The organism is Kitasatospora sp. NPDC127121 (genome assembly GCF_042677305.1).
GTDB lineage: Bacteria > Actinomycetota > Actinomycetes > Streptomycetales > Streptomycetaceae > Kitasatospora.
In genome coordinates, this window is the sequence record NZ_JBHXTQ010000006.1 from 50,909 (window position 1) to 66,898 (window position 15,990).

Genomic DNA, 15,990 nt, shown 5'->3' on the forward strand with positions numbered 1-15,990 from the left:
CCGTCGGGGTCAGCGGCGCCAGAAGCCGCGCTTCTTCGGGGCGACGAGCTTCGCCACCGCGGCGACGAACAGTTCGGCGACGGGGGAGGGGCCTTCGCCGTGGTTGAGGTGGCCTTCGGAGGACCACTCGCCGAGGACGGTGCCGGGGCTGCCGTCGAAGGGGTTGAGCGCGTGCTCCAGGGTCACGTAGCGGACGGTCTTGGTGCCCTGGGGGTGGACGGCGGCGACGAAGTGGGCCTCGGTGGCGCCGGTCGGGGTGGGGAGGGTGACGAGCAGCAGGGGGTGGCCGTCGGCCCGCAGGTGCCGGCAGTCCAGGCCGTGGCTGGGCAGCCGGTCCTCGGGCGGGAGTGTCTGGCCGAGGTTGTCCCAGATGCCGGTGAGGACGGGCAGGAGGCTGCCGCCGGCGTCCGGGACGGTCAGCCGCGGGCCGAATTCGAGGACCTGGCGGGCGAGCTCGCGGTGGACGAAGCGGTAGTGGTGGGGCCGTGGTTCGGTCATGGGGCCCACGGTAGCGAACCACTCGGAGCGGGCGGTCGGCACATCCGACTTCCCGCTCCGAAAGGGCAGTTGACCAGCACCGTGGGCCGGGGTGGCGGCCCGTCAGTGACTGTTCTTGAGGTTGAGCACGACCACTCCGACGATCACCAGGGCGATCCCCAGCCACTGGAGGCGTCCCAGTGATTCGCCGAAGGCGACCACGCCTATTCCGGCGACCGCCGCCGTCCCGGCCCCCGACCAGACGGCGTAGGCGATCGAGACCGGGATGTGCTTGAGCGCGCGCCCGAGCAGCACGAAGGACAGCACGTAGCCGACCGCGACCCCCAGGCTCGGCCAGAGGCGGGTGAACCCCTCGGTGAGCTTGAGGCAGCTGGTCGCGCAGACCTCGCTCAGGATGGCGAGGGAGAGCAGGAGATAGGGCATGCCGGTCAAACGGCCCGGGCGGCGCCGAGCTTCCCCAGCAGGGCGAGGTCGGCCTGTTCCAGGCTGGCGAGCAGGGTGATCCGGCCGCCGTCGGGCATCGGCGTCGAGGTGGACGGCACGGCGAGCACGGCGCAGCCGGCCGCGGCGGCGGAGGCGACTCCGGTCGGGGTGTCCTCGACGGCGACGCAGGCGGCCGGGTCCAGGCCGAGCCGTTCGGCGGCGGCGAGGTACGGGTCCGGTGCGGGCTTGGTGCGCGGGGTGTCCTCGGCGGCCAGGGTGACGGCGAACCAGTCCCGGCCGATGGCGGCGAGGACCAGGTCGACCACCTGGCGCGGGGAGGCGGAGACCAGGGCGGTGGGCACCTGCGCGTCCCGCAGGGAGGCCAGCAGGGCGAGCGCGCCGGGGCGCGGGACGGTCTCGGCGGCGACCTTGGCGGCGAAGGACTCGCCGAGCCGGGCGGCGAGTTCGGCCTCGGTGAGGTTGGTGCCGCTGACCTTGTGCAGGTGGGCGGCGGTGTGCTCGACGGCCTGGCCGAGCACTTCGGGGGCGTCCTGGTCGGTGAGCGCGTGGTGGAGCTCGTCGGCGAGTTCGGCGGCGGCCTGCCACCAGAGCTGCTCGGTGTCGACCAGGGTGCCGTCCATGTCGAACAGGACGGCGGCGGGGCGGGGGGCCTCGGGCGCCGGAGCGCCGGGGGCCAGGGGGTCGGGCGTCACGGAGGATTCGGGCGTCAGGGCGGAGTCGGGCGTCAGGGCTTCAGGCATGGCGGTACCTTCGGTGGTTCATCAGATGGTGCTACGCAGATGGGGTTCGAGGCTCTCAGACGGTGCGGCGGTCCACCAGCACCGGACGCTCCGGCAGCAGGAGCTCGGCGCGCGAGCCGGCCGGCAGCGCGGCGGCGGCCTCGGTCGGCAGGTCGGCCTTGACCTCGGTGCCGTCGTCGAGGCGGACGGTGAGCCGGGTGACGGCGCCCAGGAAGGACGCGGTGACCACCAGGGCCGGGCCGGTCTCGGACGGGGTCAGGGTGACGTTCTCCGGGCGGACCAGCACCTGGAGCTCGCCGTCGGCGGGCAGGTCGCCGTCCACCGCGTGCCGGCGGCCGAGCACCTCGACGCCGTCGGACGTGCGGGTGCACGGGATGCGGCTCATGGTGCCGACGAACTCGGCGACGAACGCGGTGGCCGGGCGGCCGTACAGCTCGGACGGGGTGGCGCACTGCTCCAGCCGGCCCGCGCGCAGCACCGCGACCCGGTCGGCCATCGACAGCGCCTCCTCCTGGTCGTGGGTGACGAACAGGGTCGTGATCCCCAGTTCCTGCTGGAGCCGGCGGATCTCCTCGCGCAGCTGGAGGCGGACCTTGGCGTCCAGCGCGGACAGCGGCTCGTCGAGCAGCAGCACGCGCGGCTGCAGGGCGAGCGCCCGGGCGAGCGCGATGCGCTGCTGCTGGCCGCCGGACATCTGGTGCGGGTAGTGCTCGGCGCGGTGCGGCAGGCCGACCAGCTCCAGCAGCTCCTGGGCGCGCTTGCGGCGCTCGGCCTTGCCGGCGCCGCGCATCCGCAGCCCGAAGGCGACGTTGTCCAGCGCGCTCAGGTGCGGGAAGAGGCTGTACGACTGGAACACCATGCCCGCGTCGCGCTTGTGGGCGGGGATCGCGGTGATGTCCTGCCCGTCGACCAGGACCTCGCCGGAGTCGTGCTGCTCGAAGCCGGCCAGGATGCGCAGCGCGGTGGTCTTGCCGCAGCCGGACGGGCCGAGCAGGGCGAGCAGTTCGCCCGGGTGGACGGTCAGGTCCAGGCCGTCGAGGGCGGTGGTGGCGCCGAACGAGCGGCGCAGCGAGCGGAACTCGACGGTGGCGCCGCCGGGGGCGAGCGCGGCACCGGCGACGGGGGCGGAAACCGTGGTCATGGCTGGTGACTCCTGGAAAGCGTGGGGTGGTTCAGGACCGTGCGGCCAGGGCGCGGGACGGCCGCGCGGCGGGGTGTCTCAGGCCCGCGCGCCCTTGCGGCCGCGGCCGACGGCGGACATCAGCAGCAGGACGAGCCAGACGATCAGCAGGCTGAGCATCGAGACGGCGACGGACATCTGGCCGTCGCTCTTGCCGTTGGAGTTGATCCACACCGAGAAGGGGGCGAAGCCGAGGATGGAGGCGGTGGTGAACTCGCCGAGCACCAGGGCGACGGTGAGGACGGCCGCGTTCAGCAGCGCGCTGCGCAGGTTCGGCAGGACGACGGTGAACACCGCGCGCAGCCAGCCGGCCCCGCAGTTGCGGGCGGCCTCGACCAGGGTGGCGACGTCCACGCCGCGCAGCCCGGCGTCCAGCGCCCGGTAGGCGAACGGCAGCGCCATCAGCACGTAGGCGATGACCAGGACGATCGGGAACTTCGGGTCCTGGATGGCCACGATGGTCTGGAACAGCGGGGTGTCCTGGAGGTAGTCCGGGCCCCAGCGCAGCACGCCGATGATGCCGGTGGTGAGCGCGACCACGGGGACGACCAGCGGCATCGAGCACATCACCTCGATCACCGGGCGCAGCTTCGGCGCACCGAGCCGGGCGGCGAGCATCGCCGGGACGAGCAGGAGCAGCAGCACCGCCACCGTGACGCCGGCCAGCTCCAGGCTCAGCACCAGGCTGTCCAGGAAGCCGGGCGCGTTCAGCAGCTCGGTGTAGGCCCGGAAGGTGGTGCCGCCCTTGTTGTCGTCGACGCTGAAGATCACCGAGGAGGCCAGCGGTACGGCGAAGTAGACGCCGCAGAGCAGCAGGACGAGGCCGCGGCCGAAACGGATGCGATTGATCAGGCGAGCCACTTGGCACTCCGGCGCTGAAGGGGCAGGTACACGGCCATCACCAGACAGGCGACCACGATCATGTCGAGGCCGAGGGCGAGGGCGAGGTTGCCCTGGCCGACCAGGACGTTGCCGGACAGCGCGTCGCCGATCTGCATCGAGATCAGCGGCACCGAACTGCCCACCATGGCCTCGGCGGTGGCGTACGCGGCGAAGGAGGCGCCGAACAGCAGCACGAAGCCGCCGAGCAGCGAGGGCACCAGGACCGGCAGGGCCACGTGCCGCCAGTACTGCACGACGGTGGCGCCGTTGTTGTACGCGGCCTCGCGCCACTGGGTGCGCAGGCCCTCCAGGGCCGGGGTGATGGTGATGACCATCAGCGGCACCAGGAAGTACAGGTAGACCACGGAGAGGCCGGTGAAGGTGTAGAGGTTCCAGCCGTGGCTGGTGAGGCCGAACTTCTTGGTGACCTCGCCGGCGTTGCCGAGGGTGGCGACGAACATGAAGGCGAGCGGCACGCCGCCGAAGTTGGCGAGCACGCCGGAGGCGGAGAGCACCGCCTCGCGGAACACCCGGAACCGGGAGGTGGCCACGGCCTGGGCCAGCGGCAGGCCGACCACGGTGGCGATCAGAGCGGTCAGCAGGGAGAGCTTGACGCTGCCCCACAGGGCGGTCCAGTAGGCGCCCTGCAGCGAGCCGGTGAGGTTGTCGGTGGTGAAGGTGCCGCCGCCGTCGGGGGCGTCGGGCGAGGTGGTGAACGCGCCGATGGCGATCGCGACGGCGGGCAGGCCGAAGCCGACCAGGAAGAACAGGAGCAGGGGGAGGGCGGCCAGCCAGGCGCGGCCGCGGCCGGCCCGGGGCTTGCCGGGGCGGGGGGCCCTGGCGGTCTTGGCGGTCTTGGCGGTCTCGGTGCTCTTGGCCGTGGTGGCCGTGGTGGCCGTGGTGGCCGTGGTGTCCGCGGTGTCGGTGGTGTCGGTGGCCTTGGCCGTTGTGGCGTCGGCGGTGGCGGGGGTGGTTGCTGCGGGGCCGGGGGCGCCCCCGCCGCTCTGGGCGGCGGAGGCGGGGGCCGGCACCGGGGTGGGAGCCGTGGTCATCGTCAGGTCAGCCCGCGATCGCCTTGGCCCAGTTCTCGGTCACGGTCTTCTTGGCCGTGTCCGTCTGCTCCTGGGTCGGGAAGGTGGTGAAGGGCTTCTCGACCGGCGGGAGCTTGGCGGCGCCCGCGGCGTCCAGGGTGCCGGCCGTCTTCATGGCGTCGAACAGGGCCGGGGTGGCGTAGCCGCCCAGGAAGCCGTTCTGGCCCTCGGCGCTGTACAGGTACTCCTCCCACAGGCGGGCGGCGGCCGGGTGCGGCGCGTCCTTGTTGATCGCCTGGTTGTAGTACTGCGCGTAGGAGCCGTCCGAGGGGATGGTCACCTGCCAGTCGATGCCCTTGCTCCTGAACTTGTCGGCGTAGCCGGCGTTCAGGTACGACCAGTCGATGCTGATCGGGGTCTCGCCCTTCTCGATGGTCGCCGGGGTGACCTCGACCGGGTTGAAGTTGCCGGCCTGCTTGACCTTGGCGAAGAAGTCGATGCCGGGCTGGATGTTGTCCAGCGAGCCGCCGTTGGCGAGCGCGGCCGCGTAGACGGCGCCGAACGCGGCACCGGCCTTGGTCGGGTTGCCGTTCAGGGCGACCATGCCCTTGTACTCGGGCTTCAGCAGGTCGGCGAAGGTCTTCGGGCAGGCGGACACCTTCTTGGCGTCGCACGCGATCGACATGTAGCCGCCGTAGTCGTTGTAGTGCAGGCCGTCGGCGTTCTTCATGGTGGCCGGGATCTTGTCGAAGTCGGTGACCTTGTACGGGGCCAGCAGGCCCTGCTTGGCGGCGCTGAGCGCGAAGGCCGAGCCGAGGTCGACGACGTCGGGGGCGCGGTCCTGGCCCTTGCGGGAGGTGATCGCGTTGATCTCGTCCTGGCTGGCGCCGTCGGGGTTCTCGTCCTCGATCTCGATGCCGTACTTCGCCTTGAAGTCGTCCATCAGCTTGCCGTAGTTCGCCCAGTCGCGCGGCAGCGTGATGGCGTGCAGCTTCCCCTCCTTCTTGGCGGCGGCGATCAGGCCGTCCATCCCGCCGAAGTCGGCGACCGAGGTGGCGGTCTTGGCGCTCTTGCCGCCCGCGGCGTCGCCGGACTTCGCGGTGGAGGAGCCGGCGGAGCCGCAGGCGGTGAGGGACAGCGCGGCGGCGGTCAGGACCGCTGCGAAGGCGGCGGAACGGGCGCGGTGCACGGACACGGGTCAGTCTCCTGATCGGGTGTACTGCAAGGGGGTGAGCTGCGGTGGGGTTGTCTGATCGGGGGATCGTGCGAGTGGCCGTTCGGAGCCGTTCTGAGGTGCCCGGTGCCGTTCGGAGCCGCCCGGAGCCGTTCGAGGCCGTCCGAGTTGACTAGCCAACTTCGCTGACGGACGTAAGTACGCCGGAGTCCGATGACGGGAAGGTGAACGGACGGCCCAGAACCGGGGTCGGCTGCGGGAACGGTCGAATCCGGCCATCGGAGCGTGATCCGTTCGGTGCGATGCTTCAAAGGCGCAGCGGGATAAGGTCGGGCTGTCCGTGCCGGTACGGCTGCGCAGGACACCGCCCCAGGAGGGACATTGACTGACGTGGCACTTGAGCCCGGGCGCCCCGCCGAGCGCGCTCCCGGCGCCCTGTACCGGAAGGTCGCCGCCGACCTGCGCGAGGCCATCACCACCGGCGCGTACGGCGAGGCCGGCCGGCTTCCCGCCGAGGGCGCGCTCGCCGAGCAGTACGGCGTCTCCCGCGGCACCGTCCGCCAGGCGCTCGCCGTCCTGCGCTCCGACGGGCTGGTCACCTCCCGCCGCGGCACCCGGCGCGTCGTGCTCGGGGGCGCCCGGGTGCAGAGCTTCTCCGAACTGCTCAGCTTCACGCACTGGGCGTACTCGATGGGCGAGGAGCCCGGCGGCATCCTGGACTCGCTGGTCCGCCGCCCCGCCGACACCGCCGAACGCGAGCAACTGCGCCTGGAGCCGGGCGCCGAGGTGTATGTGACCGTCCGGCTGCGCACCCTCTCCGGCACGCCCGTGATGGTCGAGCGGACGATCTACCCGCCGCGGGTCGGCGAGATCGTCGCCGAGCTGCCGGCGGACGTCGTCTCGCACACCGAAGTCCTGCGCGAGCACGGCATCCTGTTCACCGACGCCGACCACACCATCGACATCGTGGCCGCCAACGCCGAGGACGCCCGGCTCCTCGGCTGCCGCCGCGGCGGCCCGCTGCTGCGCGAACGGCGGCGCACGACGGACCCGACCGGCACTCCGGTGGAATGGTCCCAGGACCGCTACCTGCCCGGGACGGTGGCGTTCAGCATCCACAACTCGCTGGCCGCGTCGGCGCTTTCGCGGCACGCCCGGGAGGGTGACTGAGCCCGGGGCGGAGCCCGGTCCGCCTCCCGGGCGTGCCGGCCGGCGCCATCAGCGCATGAGCGCGGCGAGCAGCGGGCGGTAGTGCTCGAAGCCGGGTGTCGGCGCCCCGGCCGTCTTCGCCTGCTCGTCCCAGCGGCGGACGGCCACCGCGTCGGCGGCGCCCGGGAGTTCGGCGAACGCGGCGGCCTGCCGTTCGTCCATCGGGCCGCCCTGGACGGTGAGGGTGTACTCGGAGGCCTCGGACAGCCGCTGCCGGTAGTCCGGTTCCACTGCGCACAGGTAGCGCTTGGCGGCCACGTGCAGCCGGACCGGCTCGGTCACCTCCGGGCCGAACCACCGCGCCAGCCAGTCGGCGCCGGTGTCGCTGTGCCGGTTGTCCTGACCCTCCATCAAGTCGCGTCCGTGCAACGCGCCATGGAAGTGTCCGATGTCGTGCAGCAGCGCGGCGGCGACGAGGTGGTCCGGCGCCCCGGCCGCCTCGGCGGCAGCGGCGGCCTGGAGCATGTGCTCGGCCATGGTGACCTCCTCGCCCAGGTACTCCCCGGCGCCCTCGCCCGCGAACAGCCCGGCGATCGCGTCCAGCGCGGCGGCGCGCCGGTGCAGCACGGCGAGGGTGCTGCCCAGCGTGTCCAGGTCGGCGTAGCAGCCCTGGAGGTGGCGGTGGCCGTCCTGCTGGAAGGCCGTCCGGGCGTGCAGCAGCCGGGTGTTGTCGAAGACCAGGCAGTCGCCGCGGTCGAGGCGGAAGGCGAGCTGGAGCTCGGGGCGCAGGGTGATCGCGGCGAAGCGGCGGTACGCGGCGTAGAAGGCCGTCAGTTCGCCGGAGCTCCCGCGTAGGGTGCCGATCGAGCGGTTGTTGAACCGCACCTCGCGGATCCGGCCGAGGGCGTCCACCTCGATCAGCGGGCGGTCGGCGCGCAGTTCGGTGCGGCGGTCGCGGAAGACGAACGGGACGGGCGTGCGGGTGAGCGTCTCGAAGTCCGCCGGCGCCTCCTCCCGGAGGAGCGCCGCCGCCCGGAACCCGTCCACCAGGCCGGAGTCGCCGCCGGTCGCGGAGTTCTCCAGGCAGTGCAGGAGCTGGAGCGTCGGCACCGGGTCCCGGTACGGGTTGTCGGTGTGCGGTGCGATCGCGACGCTGGTGAACGCCAGGTTGTTCGGATCCGGCTCGACCCGGACGTCGAACAGCTCCCCGTAGTTGGTGACGCGGACGTAGCCGAAGCTCTCGGCCACCGCGAGGACCTGCCGCTCCACCGCCGGCACCCCGCGCAGCACCGCGAAGCCGCTGCGGCGCACGGCGGTGAGGACGGCGGCCTGCTCGGCGGGGTCGGCCAGGTATGCCTCCCACCGCGCCTCGGGGATCCCGTGTGCGAAGTCCGCCGCCACCCAGAGCCGCTTGTCCTCCTCCGTCCGCCCGTCGCCGTCCCGCTCGGCGCCGAGCCACTCCAGCGGGTACCGCGAGCGGTGCCCGTCCGACCAGAGCACCTCCAGGCCCCCGTCGGTCTCCGTGCTCGCGGCGACCGCCAGGTCCTGCGGCAGGTCGTCGATCTGGAACAGCTTCTGCCCGTTCCTGGGGTCCCGGCACTCGGCGCACGGGCAGTTGTCGCGCAGCCAGTACGGCGGCAGCTCGGTCACGGTGGTCTCCTCCTCGGCGGCGTCCCGGGTGAAGTTGTATAGCCAACTTCACCCCTGGCCGGAGCCTTCCTGCCCCCGGTGAGATCGGCGTGCCGCGCAGATGAACGCTGCGGGAACTGTGCCGGGAGCCGATGGCCGAAACCCGCCGCGCCGCGTGGGACCAGGTCCTGTCCGAGGGTGAGACGGAGCGGCCCCCGGGACCGGGTGTCCCGGGGGCCGCTCCGCGTGATCGGGCCTCGACGGCGCCGTGGTGTCAGCCCTGGACGGCTGCCGTCCAGGCCGCCTCCGCGGCGGCCAGGGCCGGGGCCGGGTCCGCGTCCGTCGCGGTGGCGAGGGCGGTGAGGCAGGCGTGGACGGTGGGCAGGGCGGCGGCGGGGCCGTAGTGGTTGACGCGGAGCATCGACGCGGCGAGGGGGCCGCCGCCGGGCTGGACGGGGAGGGCGGGGTCGAGGCGGGCGGCGAGCTCGGCCGCGTGCACGCCGGCCGGGGTGCGCAGGGTGGTGGCGACGGGGGCCGCGTGGGCGTCCTCGGTGACGAACGGGGCGAGGGTGCCGAGCGCGCGGGCGCCCGCGCGGGTGGCGGCGGAGGCGGCGCGGTGGCGGGCGATGACGGCGGGCAGGCCGTCGGCGGCGATCCGGTCGAGGCAGGCGCCGAGGGCCAGCATCTCCAACTGGGCGGGGGCGTGCGGGAGCACGGTGCGCCCGGCGTCCGTCCAGCGCTCCTTCCAGTCGAGCAGGGACAGGTAGGAGCGGCGCGGGGCGGCCGGGTTGGCGGCGATCCGCTCCCAGGCACGCTGGGAGACGGAGACGGCGGAGACCCCGGCGGGGCCGCCCATGGCCTTCTGGCCGCCGATGACGCACAGGTCGACGCCCCACTCGTCGGTGAGCAGCGGCTCGGCGGCGACGGAGGCGACCGCGTCGAGCATCAGCAGGGCGCCGTGCTCGCGGACGGCGGCGGCGATCCCGGCGACGGGGTTGGTGTTGCCGGTGGCGGCCTCGGCGTGGACGAGGGAGACGAAGTCGACGGCCGGGTGGGCGGCGAGGGCGTCGGCGACCTGCTGTGCGCTGACCGCGCTGTCGAAGGGGACGGCCAGGTCCACGACCTCGACCCCGCAGGAGCGCAGCCAGTTGCCGAAGGTCTGCCCGTACGGGCCGGTGACGATGTTGAGCGCGGTGGAGCCGGGGTGCGCGGCGCCGCGGATCGCGGCCTCCAGCGGCAGCAGCGCCTCACCCTGGGTGACGATGACGTCCGCGGTGGTGTGCAGCAGTGCGGCCACCTGGTCCTCGATCGCCGCGAACTCGGCGGCGCTGAGCGGGGGGAGGTCGAGGAAGGGGCTCACGGTGGCGGCCTTTCGGGCATGAGGTGATGGGTGTCGGCACGAGTCTGCCGCATTCTTGCTGCTTACAGGGAACACGCCCGTCGGTAGAGTGCGGGCCATGAGCGATGGCGCGGTGCTGCACGTCCGGGGTCGGGTGCTGGTCGGTCCGGAGGACGTCCGGGACGAACTCTGGGTCGTGGACGGCCGGGTGAGCTTCACCCGCCCGCCCGGCGCCGAGGACGTCCGGACGGTGACCGGCTGGGTGCTGCCCGGTCTGGTGGACGCGCACTGCCACGTCGGCCTGGACGCGCACGGCGCCGTCGACGCGGAGACCAGCGAGAAGCAGGCGCTCACCGACCGTGACGCCGGCACCCTGCTGATCCGCGACGCCGGCTCGGCCGCCGACACCCGGTGGATCGACGAGCGCGAGGACCTGCCCCGGATCATCCGCGCCGGGCGGCACATCGCCCGCACCCGCCGCTACATCCGCAACTACGCGCACGAGATCGAGCCCGGCGACCTCGCCGCGTACGTCCGTGCGGAGGCCCGGCGCGGCGACGGCTGGGTGAAGCTGGTCGGCGACTGGATCGACCGCGAGCGCGGCGACCTCGCCGCCTGCTGGCCCGGCGACGCACTGGCCGAGGCGATCGCGGCGGCGCACGAGGAAGGCGCGCGGGTCACCGCGCACTGCTTCGCCGCCGAGTCGCTGCCGGACCTGCTGGCGGCCGGCATCGACTGCATCGAGCACGCCACCGGGCTGACCGAGGAGCTGATCCCGGCCTTCGCCGAGCGCGGCGTGGCGATCGTCCCGACGCTGGTCAACATCGCCACCTTCCCGGGCCTGGCGGCCGGCGGCGAGGGCAGGTTCCCGGCCTGGGCGGCCCACATGCGGCGGCTGCACGAGCGCCGCTACGCCACCGTCGGCGCCGCGCACGACGCCGGCATCCCGGTGTTCGTCGGCACGGACGCGGGCGGCTCGCTGGCGCACGGGCTGGTCGCGGAGGAGGTGGCGGAGCTGGTGAAGGCGGGGCTGAGCCCGGCGCAGGCGCTGTCGGCGGCCAGTTGGGGTGCGCGGGAGTGGCTGGGGCGGCCGGGGCTGGAGGAGGGGGAGTCGGCCGACTTCGTGGTGTACGGGGAGGACCCGCGGGCGGACGTCCGGGTGCTCGCCGACCCGCGGCTGGTGGTGCTGCGCGGCCGGCCGGTGGGGTGAGCGGGTGGCCGGTGGCGGGCGACCCGTCGTGGGCGGCCGTGGGCCGGGCGGTCCCGGGTTCGTTTGCATGATCATCCGCTGAACGCGCTGTCGGCGTAGGCCGATAGGGTGGCCACCATGGCACCGCGTCCACTGAACGAGATCGTCGAGCCCGGTTGGGCCACCGCCCTGGAGCCCGTCGGCGGGCAGGTCGCCGCCATGGGCGACTTCCTACGCGCCGAACTGGCCGCCGGCCGCACCTACCTGCCGTCCGGGCCGAACGTGCTGCGGGCCTTCCAGCAGCCCTTCGCCGACGTGCGGGTGCTGATCGTCGGACAGGACCCGTACCCGACCCCGGGCCACGCCGTCGGGCTCAGCTTCTCGGTGGCGCCGGAGACCCGGCCGATCCCGGCCAGCCTGATCAACATCTTCCAGGAGTACGGCAGCGACCTCGGCCTGCCCCAGCCGTCCAACGGCGACCTCACCCCGTGGACGCAGCAGGGCGTCCTGCTGCTCAACCGCGCGCTGACCACCGCGCCGCGCAAGCCCGCCGCGCACCGGGGCAAGGGCTGGGAGGAGGTCACCGAGCAGGCGATCCGGGCGCTGGTGGCGCGCGGCGGCCCGCTGGTGGCGATCCTGTGGGGGCGCGACGCCCGCAACCTGCGGCCGCTGCTCGGGGAGATCCCGGCGATCGAGTCGGCGCACCCGAGCCCGTACTCGGCGAGCGGCGGCTTCTTCGGCTCGCGGCCGTTCAGCCGGGCGAACGAGCTGCTGGCGCGGCAGGGGGCGCAGCCGGTGGACTGGCGACTGCCGTAGCAGACCGGAGTCAGCGGCAGGCGTCAATCTCACTCCAACGAGTGAAATGACGTTCTGTGTGGCTCCTGTGACGGACTGTTCGAGAAGACTGGCGGCTCACCGTTCGGAACGCCGGCCCCTCCCCGCCTGTCGCGGGTGACGTCTGGGCGCGCTCCGGATCAACAGCACCTGTGGGGGTACCGCCATGTCTTCTCGTTCCACCAGCTCCGCCCGTTCCGCCGGTTCCACCCGTTCGGCTCGTTCCGTCCGCCGAGCCGCTTCCGCCGCCGCCGTGGTCGCGGCCTGCACGCTGCTCACCGTCCCGCCCGCGTACGCGGCCCCGGCCGCGCCGGCGGCCACCCCGGCGGGCACTGCGTCGTCCTCGCAGCCGTCCTCGCAGCCGTCCGCTGCCTCGCCCGGCAAGGCGCGCGCCGTCACCGCCGAACTCGCCCTGGACGTCAGTCTGTTGAACAAGACGGTCGATGTCCCGGTGGACCTCGCGCTCAACAAGGTGGAGACGCCGGCCCAGCGCGAGGGCTCGCTCCTCACCGCCAAGGTCGACGGCGTCGACCAGCAGGGCCCGGTCACCCTGGTCAAGGCCGACATCGGTACGGCCGTGACCCGCATCGACGCCAAGGGCACCGCCGCCTCCGTCAAGCTGGTCAACGCCGACGTGCACGCTCCCGGCCTGCCCGCCACCACGCTGATCGGCCTGGAGGCGATGAGCGCCGAGGCGACCTGCCCCGTCGACGGGCAGCCGACCGCCGACGTCGTCGCGCCCGCCAAGCTGACGGTGCTCGGCAAGCCCGTCACCATCGGCCTGTACGGGCCGACCAAGGTGGACGTGCCGCTGATCGGCAGCGTGTCGGTGGAGCTCTCCAAGAAGAGCACCACCTCGACCACCGCCGCCGCCTCGGCCCTGGAGGTCCAGGTGGAGGTGAACCCGCTGAACCTGAACGTCGCCAAGGTCACCGGCAAGATCACCGTGGCCTCGGTGAGCTGCGAGAAGCCCTCCGCGCCGGCTGCCGGCGCGACCCCGACCCAGGCCCCGACGTCGCCCGCGCCGACCGGCACCGCCGCCGCCACCACCGCCCAGCCGGTCGCGGACACCAGCACCACCGCCCGCGCCGTCGTCCCGCAGGCCGCCACCGAGAAGCCCGGGCCGTCGGAGAAGCCGGCCGCCGGCCTCGCCGCGACCGGCGGCAGCAGCGCCACCGGCCCGCTGGCCGCCGGGGCCGCCGCCCTCGTCGCCGGCGGGGCCTGCGCCCTGTGGGCCACCCGGCGCCGCCGGGCCGCGCACGCCCGCCGGAGCTGAGCCCCGGTCCCTCGCGGTGCGGGAGCGCCATCCCGGGTGCGACCCCGGAACCCTGGGTGCCATCCCGGAACCCCGGGTGCGACCCCGGCACCCCGGGTGCCGCTCCCGCCACTCCGGGCGCCGCCCTGGCACTCCCGCACCGTGACCGTGCCAATACGGAGGGTTGGTTCACATCCGCGTTACACAAGAGGAACAACCGGGAAACGGCGGCTTGCGACGCTACGCGGGCACCCACCACCCAGCAATGCGAGGTACACCGCCGTGGCAATCAAGGCCGAGTACATCTGGATCGACGGCACCAAGCCGACCGCGAAGCTCCGTTCCAAGACTCGGGTCCTGCCCAACGCGGACAAGATCCCGACCTGGGGTTTCGACGGCTCCTCGACCAACCAGGCGGAGGGCCACGCCTCGGACCGCGTGCTGGACCCGGTGAAGGTCGTGCCGGACCCGATCCGCGGCGGTGACAACATCCTGGTCCTGTGCGAGGTGCTGGAGACCGACGGCACCCCGCACGCGTCCAACACCCGCGCCCTGCTGCGCGAGGTCGACGAGAAGTACGCGGCCCAGGAGTCGATCTTCGGCATCGAGCAGGAGTACACCTTCTTCAAGGGCTCCCGCCCGCTCGGCTTCCCGGAGGGCGGCTTCCCGGCCCCGCAGGGCGGCTACTACTGCGGCATCGGCGCCGAGGAGGTCTTCGGTCGCGAGATCGTCGAGCTGCACCTGGACCGCTGCATCGACGCCGGCCTGGCGATCTGCGGCATCAACGCCGAGGTCATGCCCGGCCAGTGGGAGTTCCAGATCGGCCCGGTCTCCTCGCTGACCGTCTCGGACGACCTGTGGATCGCCCGCTACCTGCTGTACCGCACCGCCGAGGAGTTCGGCATCGACGCCACCCTGGACGCCAAGCCGGTCAGGGGCGACTGGAACGGCGCGGGCGCGCACACCAACTTCTCCACCAAGGCGATGCGCGAGGGCTACGACGCCATCATCACCGCCTGCGAGTCCCTCGGTGCCTCCCAGGACAAGGTGCTGGAGCACGTCAGCCAGTACGGCGACGACATCCAGTCCCGCCTGACCGGCAAGCACGAGACCGCCCCGTGGAACGTCTACAGCTACGGCGTCTCCAACCGCGGCGCCTCGGTCCGCATCCCGTGGCAGGTCGAGGTGGAGCAGAAGGGCTACATCGAGGACCGTCGCCCGAACGCCAACATCGACCCCTACGTCGTCACCCGCCTCATGATCAACACCTGCTGCGAGGCCCTGGAGAAGGCCGGCCAGGTCTGATCCGCCCCCGCTGCGCACCGGCCGCCGGTCCTCCCGTACAAGGGAGGGCCGGCGGCCGTCGTCGTCGGGCATAATCGCTCGCATGACCGCTTCCGCCCGCCGTGTCCTCGTGCGACGTCTGCACGTGGACCTGGTGCGGGTGTGCGCGGCTGCGTGTTGCCGGTGAGTGTCTCCGTCCTCATCCCGCAGGCAACCCGGCGTAGGAGTGTGTCCGTCCATGTCGCTCGTGTTCCACTGGTTCCTTCCCACCAACGGTGACAGCCGGCAGATCGTCGGGGGTGGGCACGGGTCCACACCGGGGGTGGCGGGGGCGGACCGGCCGCCGAGCCTGGGGTACCTGGGGCAGGTCGCCCGCAGCGCCGAGCAGTTGGGGTTCGAGGGGGTGCTGACACCGACCGGCGCGTGGTGCGAGGACGCCTGGCTGACGACGGCGATGCTGACGCAGGTGACGGAGCGGCTGAAGTACCTGGTGGCGTTCCGGCCCGGGCAGATCAGCCCGACGCTGGCCGCGCAGATGGCCGCGACGTACCAACGGCAGTCCGGCGGGCGGCTGTTGCTGAACGTGGTGACCGGCGGCGAGTCCGCCGAGCAGCGCGCCTACGGGGACTTCCTGGACAAGGACGCCCGGTACGCGCGGACCGGGGAGTTCCTGGACATCGTCCGGCGGCTGTGGGCGGGCGAGACGGTCGACCACCACGGGCCCCATTTGCGAGTCGAGCGGGCCCGGCTGAACCGGCTGCCGGAGCCGGTGCCGACGGTGTACTTCGGCGGCTCGTCCCCGGCGGCCGGCGAAGTCGCGGCGCAGTCCGCGGACGTCTACCTGACCTGGGGCGAACCGCCCGCCCAGGTGCGGGAGAAGGTCCGCTGGATCCGCGAACTCGCCGCCGCCCGCGGACGGGTGGTGCGGTTCGGGATCCGGCTGCACGTGATCACCCGGGACACCGCCGCGCAGGCCTGGGCGGAGACCGAGCGGCTGCTCGCCGGAATGGACCCGGGGCGCGTGCGCCAGACCCAGCGGGCGCTCGCCGAGAGCGAGTCGGAGGGCCAGCGGCGGATGCTCGCGCTGCACGGCGGCTCGGCCGAGCGGCTGGAGGTGTACCCGGGGCTGTGGGCCGGGATCGGCCTGCTGCGCGGCGGCGCCGGGACGGCCCTGGTGGGCAGCCACCGGGAGGTCGCGGACCTGATCACCGAGTACCACGAGCTGGGGATCGACGAGTTCGTGCTGTCGGGCATGCCGCACCTGGAGGAGGCGTACTGGTTCGGCGAGGGCGTGCTGCCGCTGCTGGCCGCCCGCAACCTGTGGCACCGGCCGTGAACCCGCAAACCGCTGGTCAATCCGCC

At 73.2% G+C, this 15,990-nt stretch carries 15 protein-coding genes; 6 read left to right on the top strand and 9 right to left on the bottom strand.

What is annotated here, in order from left to right:
- Positions 1 to 9: 9 nt before the first annotated feature.
- From ACFVHI_RS05860 to ACFVHI_RS05890, 7 genes are all read right to left on the bottom strand, one after another.
- Positions 10 to 498, bottom strand: a complete 489-nt coding sequence (locus ACFVHI_RS05860) for a hypothetical protein (protein WP_380336145.1) — start codon at positions 496 to 498, stop codon at positions 10 to 12.
- A 102-nt stretch (positions 499 to 600) separates the two neighbouring features.
- Positions 601 to 921, bottom strand: a complete 321-nt coding sequence (locus tag ACFVHI_RS05865) for a DMT family transporter (protein ID WP_380336148.1) — start codon at positions 919 to 921, stop codon at positions 601 to 603.
- A 5-nt stretch (positions 922 to 926) separates the two neighbouring features.
- A complete protein-coding gene (locus ACFVHI_RS05870; RefSeq protein ID WP_380336151.1) occupies positions 927 to 1,682 on the bottom strand; it encodes an HAD family hydrolase in 756 nt (251 codons plus the stop codon).
- 55 nt (positions 1,683 to 1,737) lie between these two features.
- Positions 1,738 to 2,823 carry an ABC transporter ATP-binding protein gene (locus tag ACFVHI_RS05875; RefSeq protein WP_063349559.1) on the bottom strand — a complete coding sequence of 362 codons (1,086 nt, stop codon included), beginning with the start codon at positions 2,821 to 2,823 and terminating at the stop codon, positions 1,738 to 1,740.
- A gap of 78 nt (positions 2,824 to 2,901) precedes the next feature.
- A complete protein-coding gene (locus ACFVHI_RS05880; RefSeq protein ID WP_063351452.1) occupies positions 2,902 to 3,711 on the bottom strand; it encodes an ABC transporter permease subunit in 810 nt (269 codons plus the stop codon).
- Positions 3,711 to 4,796 (bottom strand): ABC transporter permease, encoded by a 1,086-nt coding sequence (locus tag ACFVHI_RS05885; RefSeq protein WP_380336154.1) that lies wholly within the window; start codon positions 4,794 to 4,796, stop codon positions 3,711 to 3,713. The genes ACFVHI_RS05880 and ACFVHI_RS05885 overlap by 1 nt, the downstream gene beginning before the upstream one ends.
- A gap of 7 nt (positions 4,797 to 4,803) precedes the next feature.
- Positions 4,804 to 5,970: an ABC transporter substrate-binding protein gene (locus tag ACFVHI_RS05890; protein WP_063349561.1), complete on the bottom strand. Its 1,167-nt coding sequence runs from the start codon at positions 5,968 to 5,970 to the stop codon at positions 4,804 to 4,806.
- Positions 5,971 to 6,339: 369 nt separating this feature from the next.
- On the opposite strand from ACFVHI_RS05890, the gene ACFVHI_RS05895 reads away from it, so the two are divergent.
- Entirely contained in the window at positions 6,340 to 7,119 is a 780-nt protein-coding gene (locus ACFVHI_RS05895) for a GntR family transcriptional regulator (RefSeq protein WP_063349562.1), read from the top strand.
- 48 nt (positions 7,120 to 7,167) lie between these two features.
- Here ACFVHI_RS05895 and ACFVHI_RS05900 read toward each other — a convergent pair whose 3' ends face one another.
- Positions 7,168 to 8,748 carry a phosphonate degradation HD-domain oxygenase gene (locus tag ACFVHI_RS05900; RefSeq protein WP_380336158.1) on the bottom strand — a complete coding sequence of 527 codons (1,581 nt, stop codon included), beginning with the start codon at positions 8,746 to 8,748 and terminating at the stop codon, positions 7,168 to 7,170.
- Between the two features lie 253 nt (positions 8,749 to 9,001).
- Positions 9,002 to 10,087 carry a pyridoxal-phosphate-dependent aminotransferase family protein gene (locus tag ACFVHI_RS05905; RefSeq protein ID WP_380336161.1) on the bottom strand — a complete coding sequence of 362 codons (1,086 nt, stop codon included), beginning with the start codon at positions 10,085 to 10,087 and terminating at the stop codon, positions 9,002 to 9,004.
- Between the two features lie 97 nt (positions 10,088 to 10,184).
- Here ACFVHI_RS05905 and ACFVHI_RS05910 point away from each other — a divergent pair, with 97 nt between their 5' ends.
- From ACFVHI_RS05910 to ACFVHI_RS05930, 5 genes are all read left to right on the top strand, one after another.
- Positions 10,185 to 11,276 (top strand): amidohydrolase family protein, encoded by a 1,092-nt coding sequence (locus ACFVHI_RS05910; protein ID WP_063349565.1) that lies wholly within the window; start codon positions 10,185 to 10,187, stop codon positions 11,274 to 11,276.
- 117 nt (positions 11,277 to 11,393) lie between these two features.
- Positions 11,394 to 12,071: a uracil-DNA glycosylase gene (locus ACFVHI_RS05915; RefSeq protein ID WP_063349566.1), complete on the top strand. Its 678-nt coding sequence runs from the start codon at positions 11,394 to 11,396 to the stop codon at positions 12,069 to 12,071.
- A 184-nt stretch (positions 12,072 to 12,255) separates the two neighbouring features.
- A complete protein-coding gene (locus ACFVHI_RS05920; RefSeq protein ID WP_380336165.1) occupies positions 12,256 to 13,365 on the top strand; it encodes an SCO1860 family LAETG-anchored protein in 1,110 nt (369 codons plus the stop codon).
- A gap of 261 nt (positions 13,366 to 13,626) precedes the next feature.
- Positions 13,627 to 14,649: a glutamine synthetase gene (gene glnII, locus ACFVHI_RS05925; RefSeq protein ID WP_063349568.1), complete on the top strand. Its 1,023-nt coding sequence runs from the start codon at positions 13,627 to 13,629 to the stop codon at positions 14,647 to 14,649.
- Positions 14,650 to 14,866: 217 nt separating this feature from the next.
- Complete coding sequence (locus ACFVHI_RS05930) at positions 14,867 to 15,964, top strand: LLM class flavin-dependent oxidoreductase (protein ID WP_380336168.1); 1,098 nt, start codon at positions 14,867 to 14,869, stop codon at positions 15,962 to 15,964.
- Positions 15,965 to 15,990: the final 26 nt, after the last annotated feature.

Bases quoted from the DNA above. Each gene is read 5' to 3' on its own strand.
- ACFVHI_RS05870 (WP_380336151.1), bottom strand. From the start codon at position 1,682: ATGCCTGAAGCCCTGACGCCCGACTCCGCCCTGACGCCCGAATCCTCC.
- ACFVHI_RS05875 (WP_063349559.1), bottom strand. From the start codon at position 2,823: ATGACCACGGTTTCCGCCCCCGTCGCCGGTGCCGCGCTCGCCCCCGGC.
- ACFVHI_RS05920 (WP_380336165.1), top strand. From the start codon at position 12,256: ATGTCTTCTCGTTCCACCAGCTCCGCCCGTTCCGCCGGTTCCACCCGT.
- ACFVHI_RS05910 (WP_063349565.1), top strand. From the start codon at position 10,185: ATGAGCGATGGCGCGGTGCTGCACGTCCGGGGTCGGGTGCTGGTCGGT.
- ACFVHI_RS05860 (WP_380336145.1), bottom strand. From the start codon at position 498: ATGACCGAACCACGGCCCCACCACTACCGCTTCGTCCACCGCGAGCTC.
- ACFVHI_RS05930 (WP_380336168.1), top strand. From the start codon at position 14,867: ATGTCGCTCGTGTTCCACTGGTTCCTTCCCACCAACGGTGACAGCCGG.
- ACFVHI_RS05865 (WP_380336148.1), bottom strand. From the start codon at position 921: ATGCCCTATCTCCTGCTCTCCCTCGCCATCCTGAGCGAGGTCTGCGCG.
- ACFVHI_RS05885 (WP_380336154.1), bottom strand. From the start codon at position 4,796: ATGACCACGGCTCCCACCCCGGTGCCGGCCCCCGCCTCCGCCGCCCAG.
- ACFVHI_RS05915 (WP_063349566.1), top strand. From the start codon at position 11,394: ATGGCACCGCGTCCACTGAACGAGATCGTCGAGCCCGGTTGGGCCACC.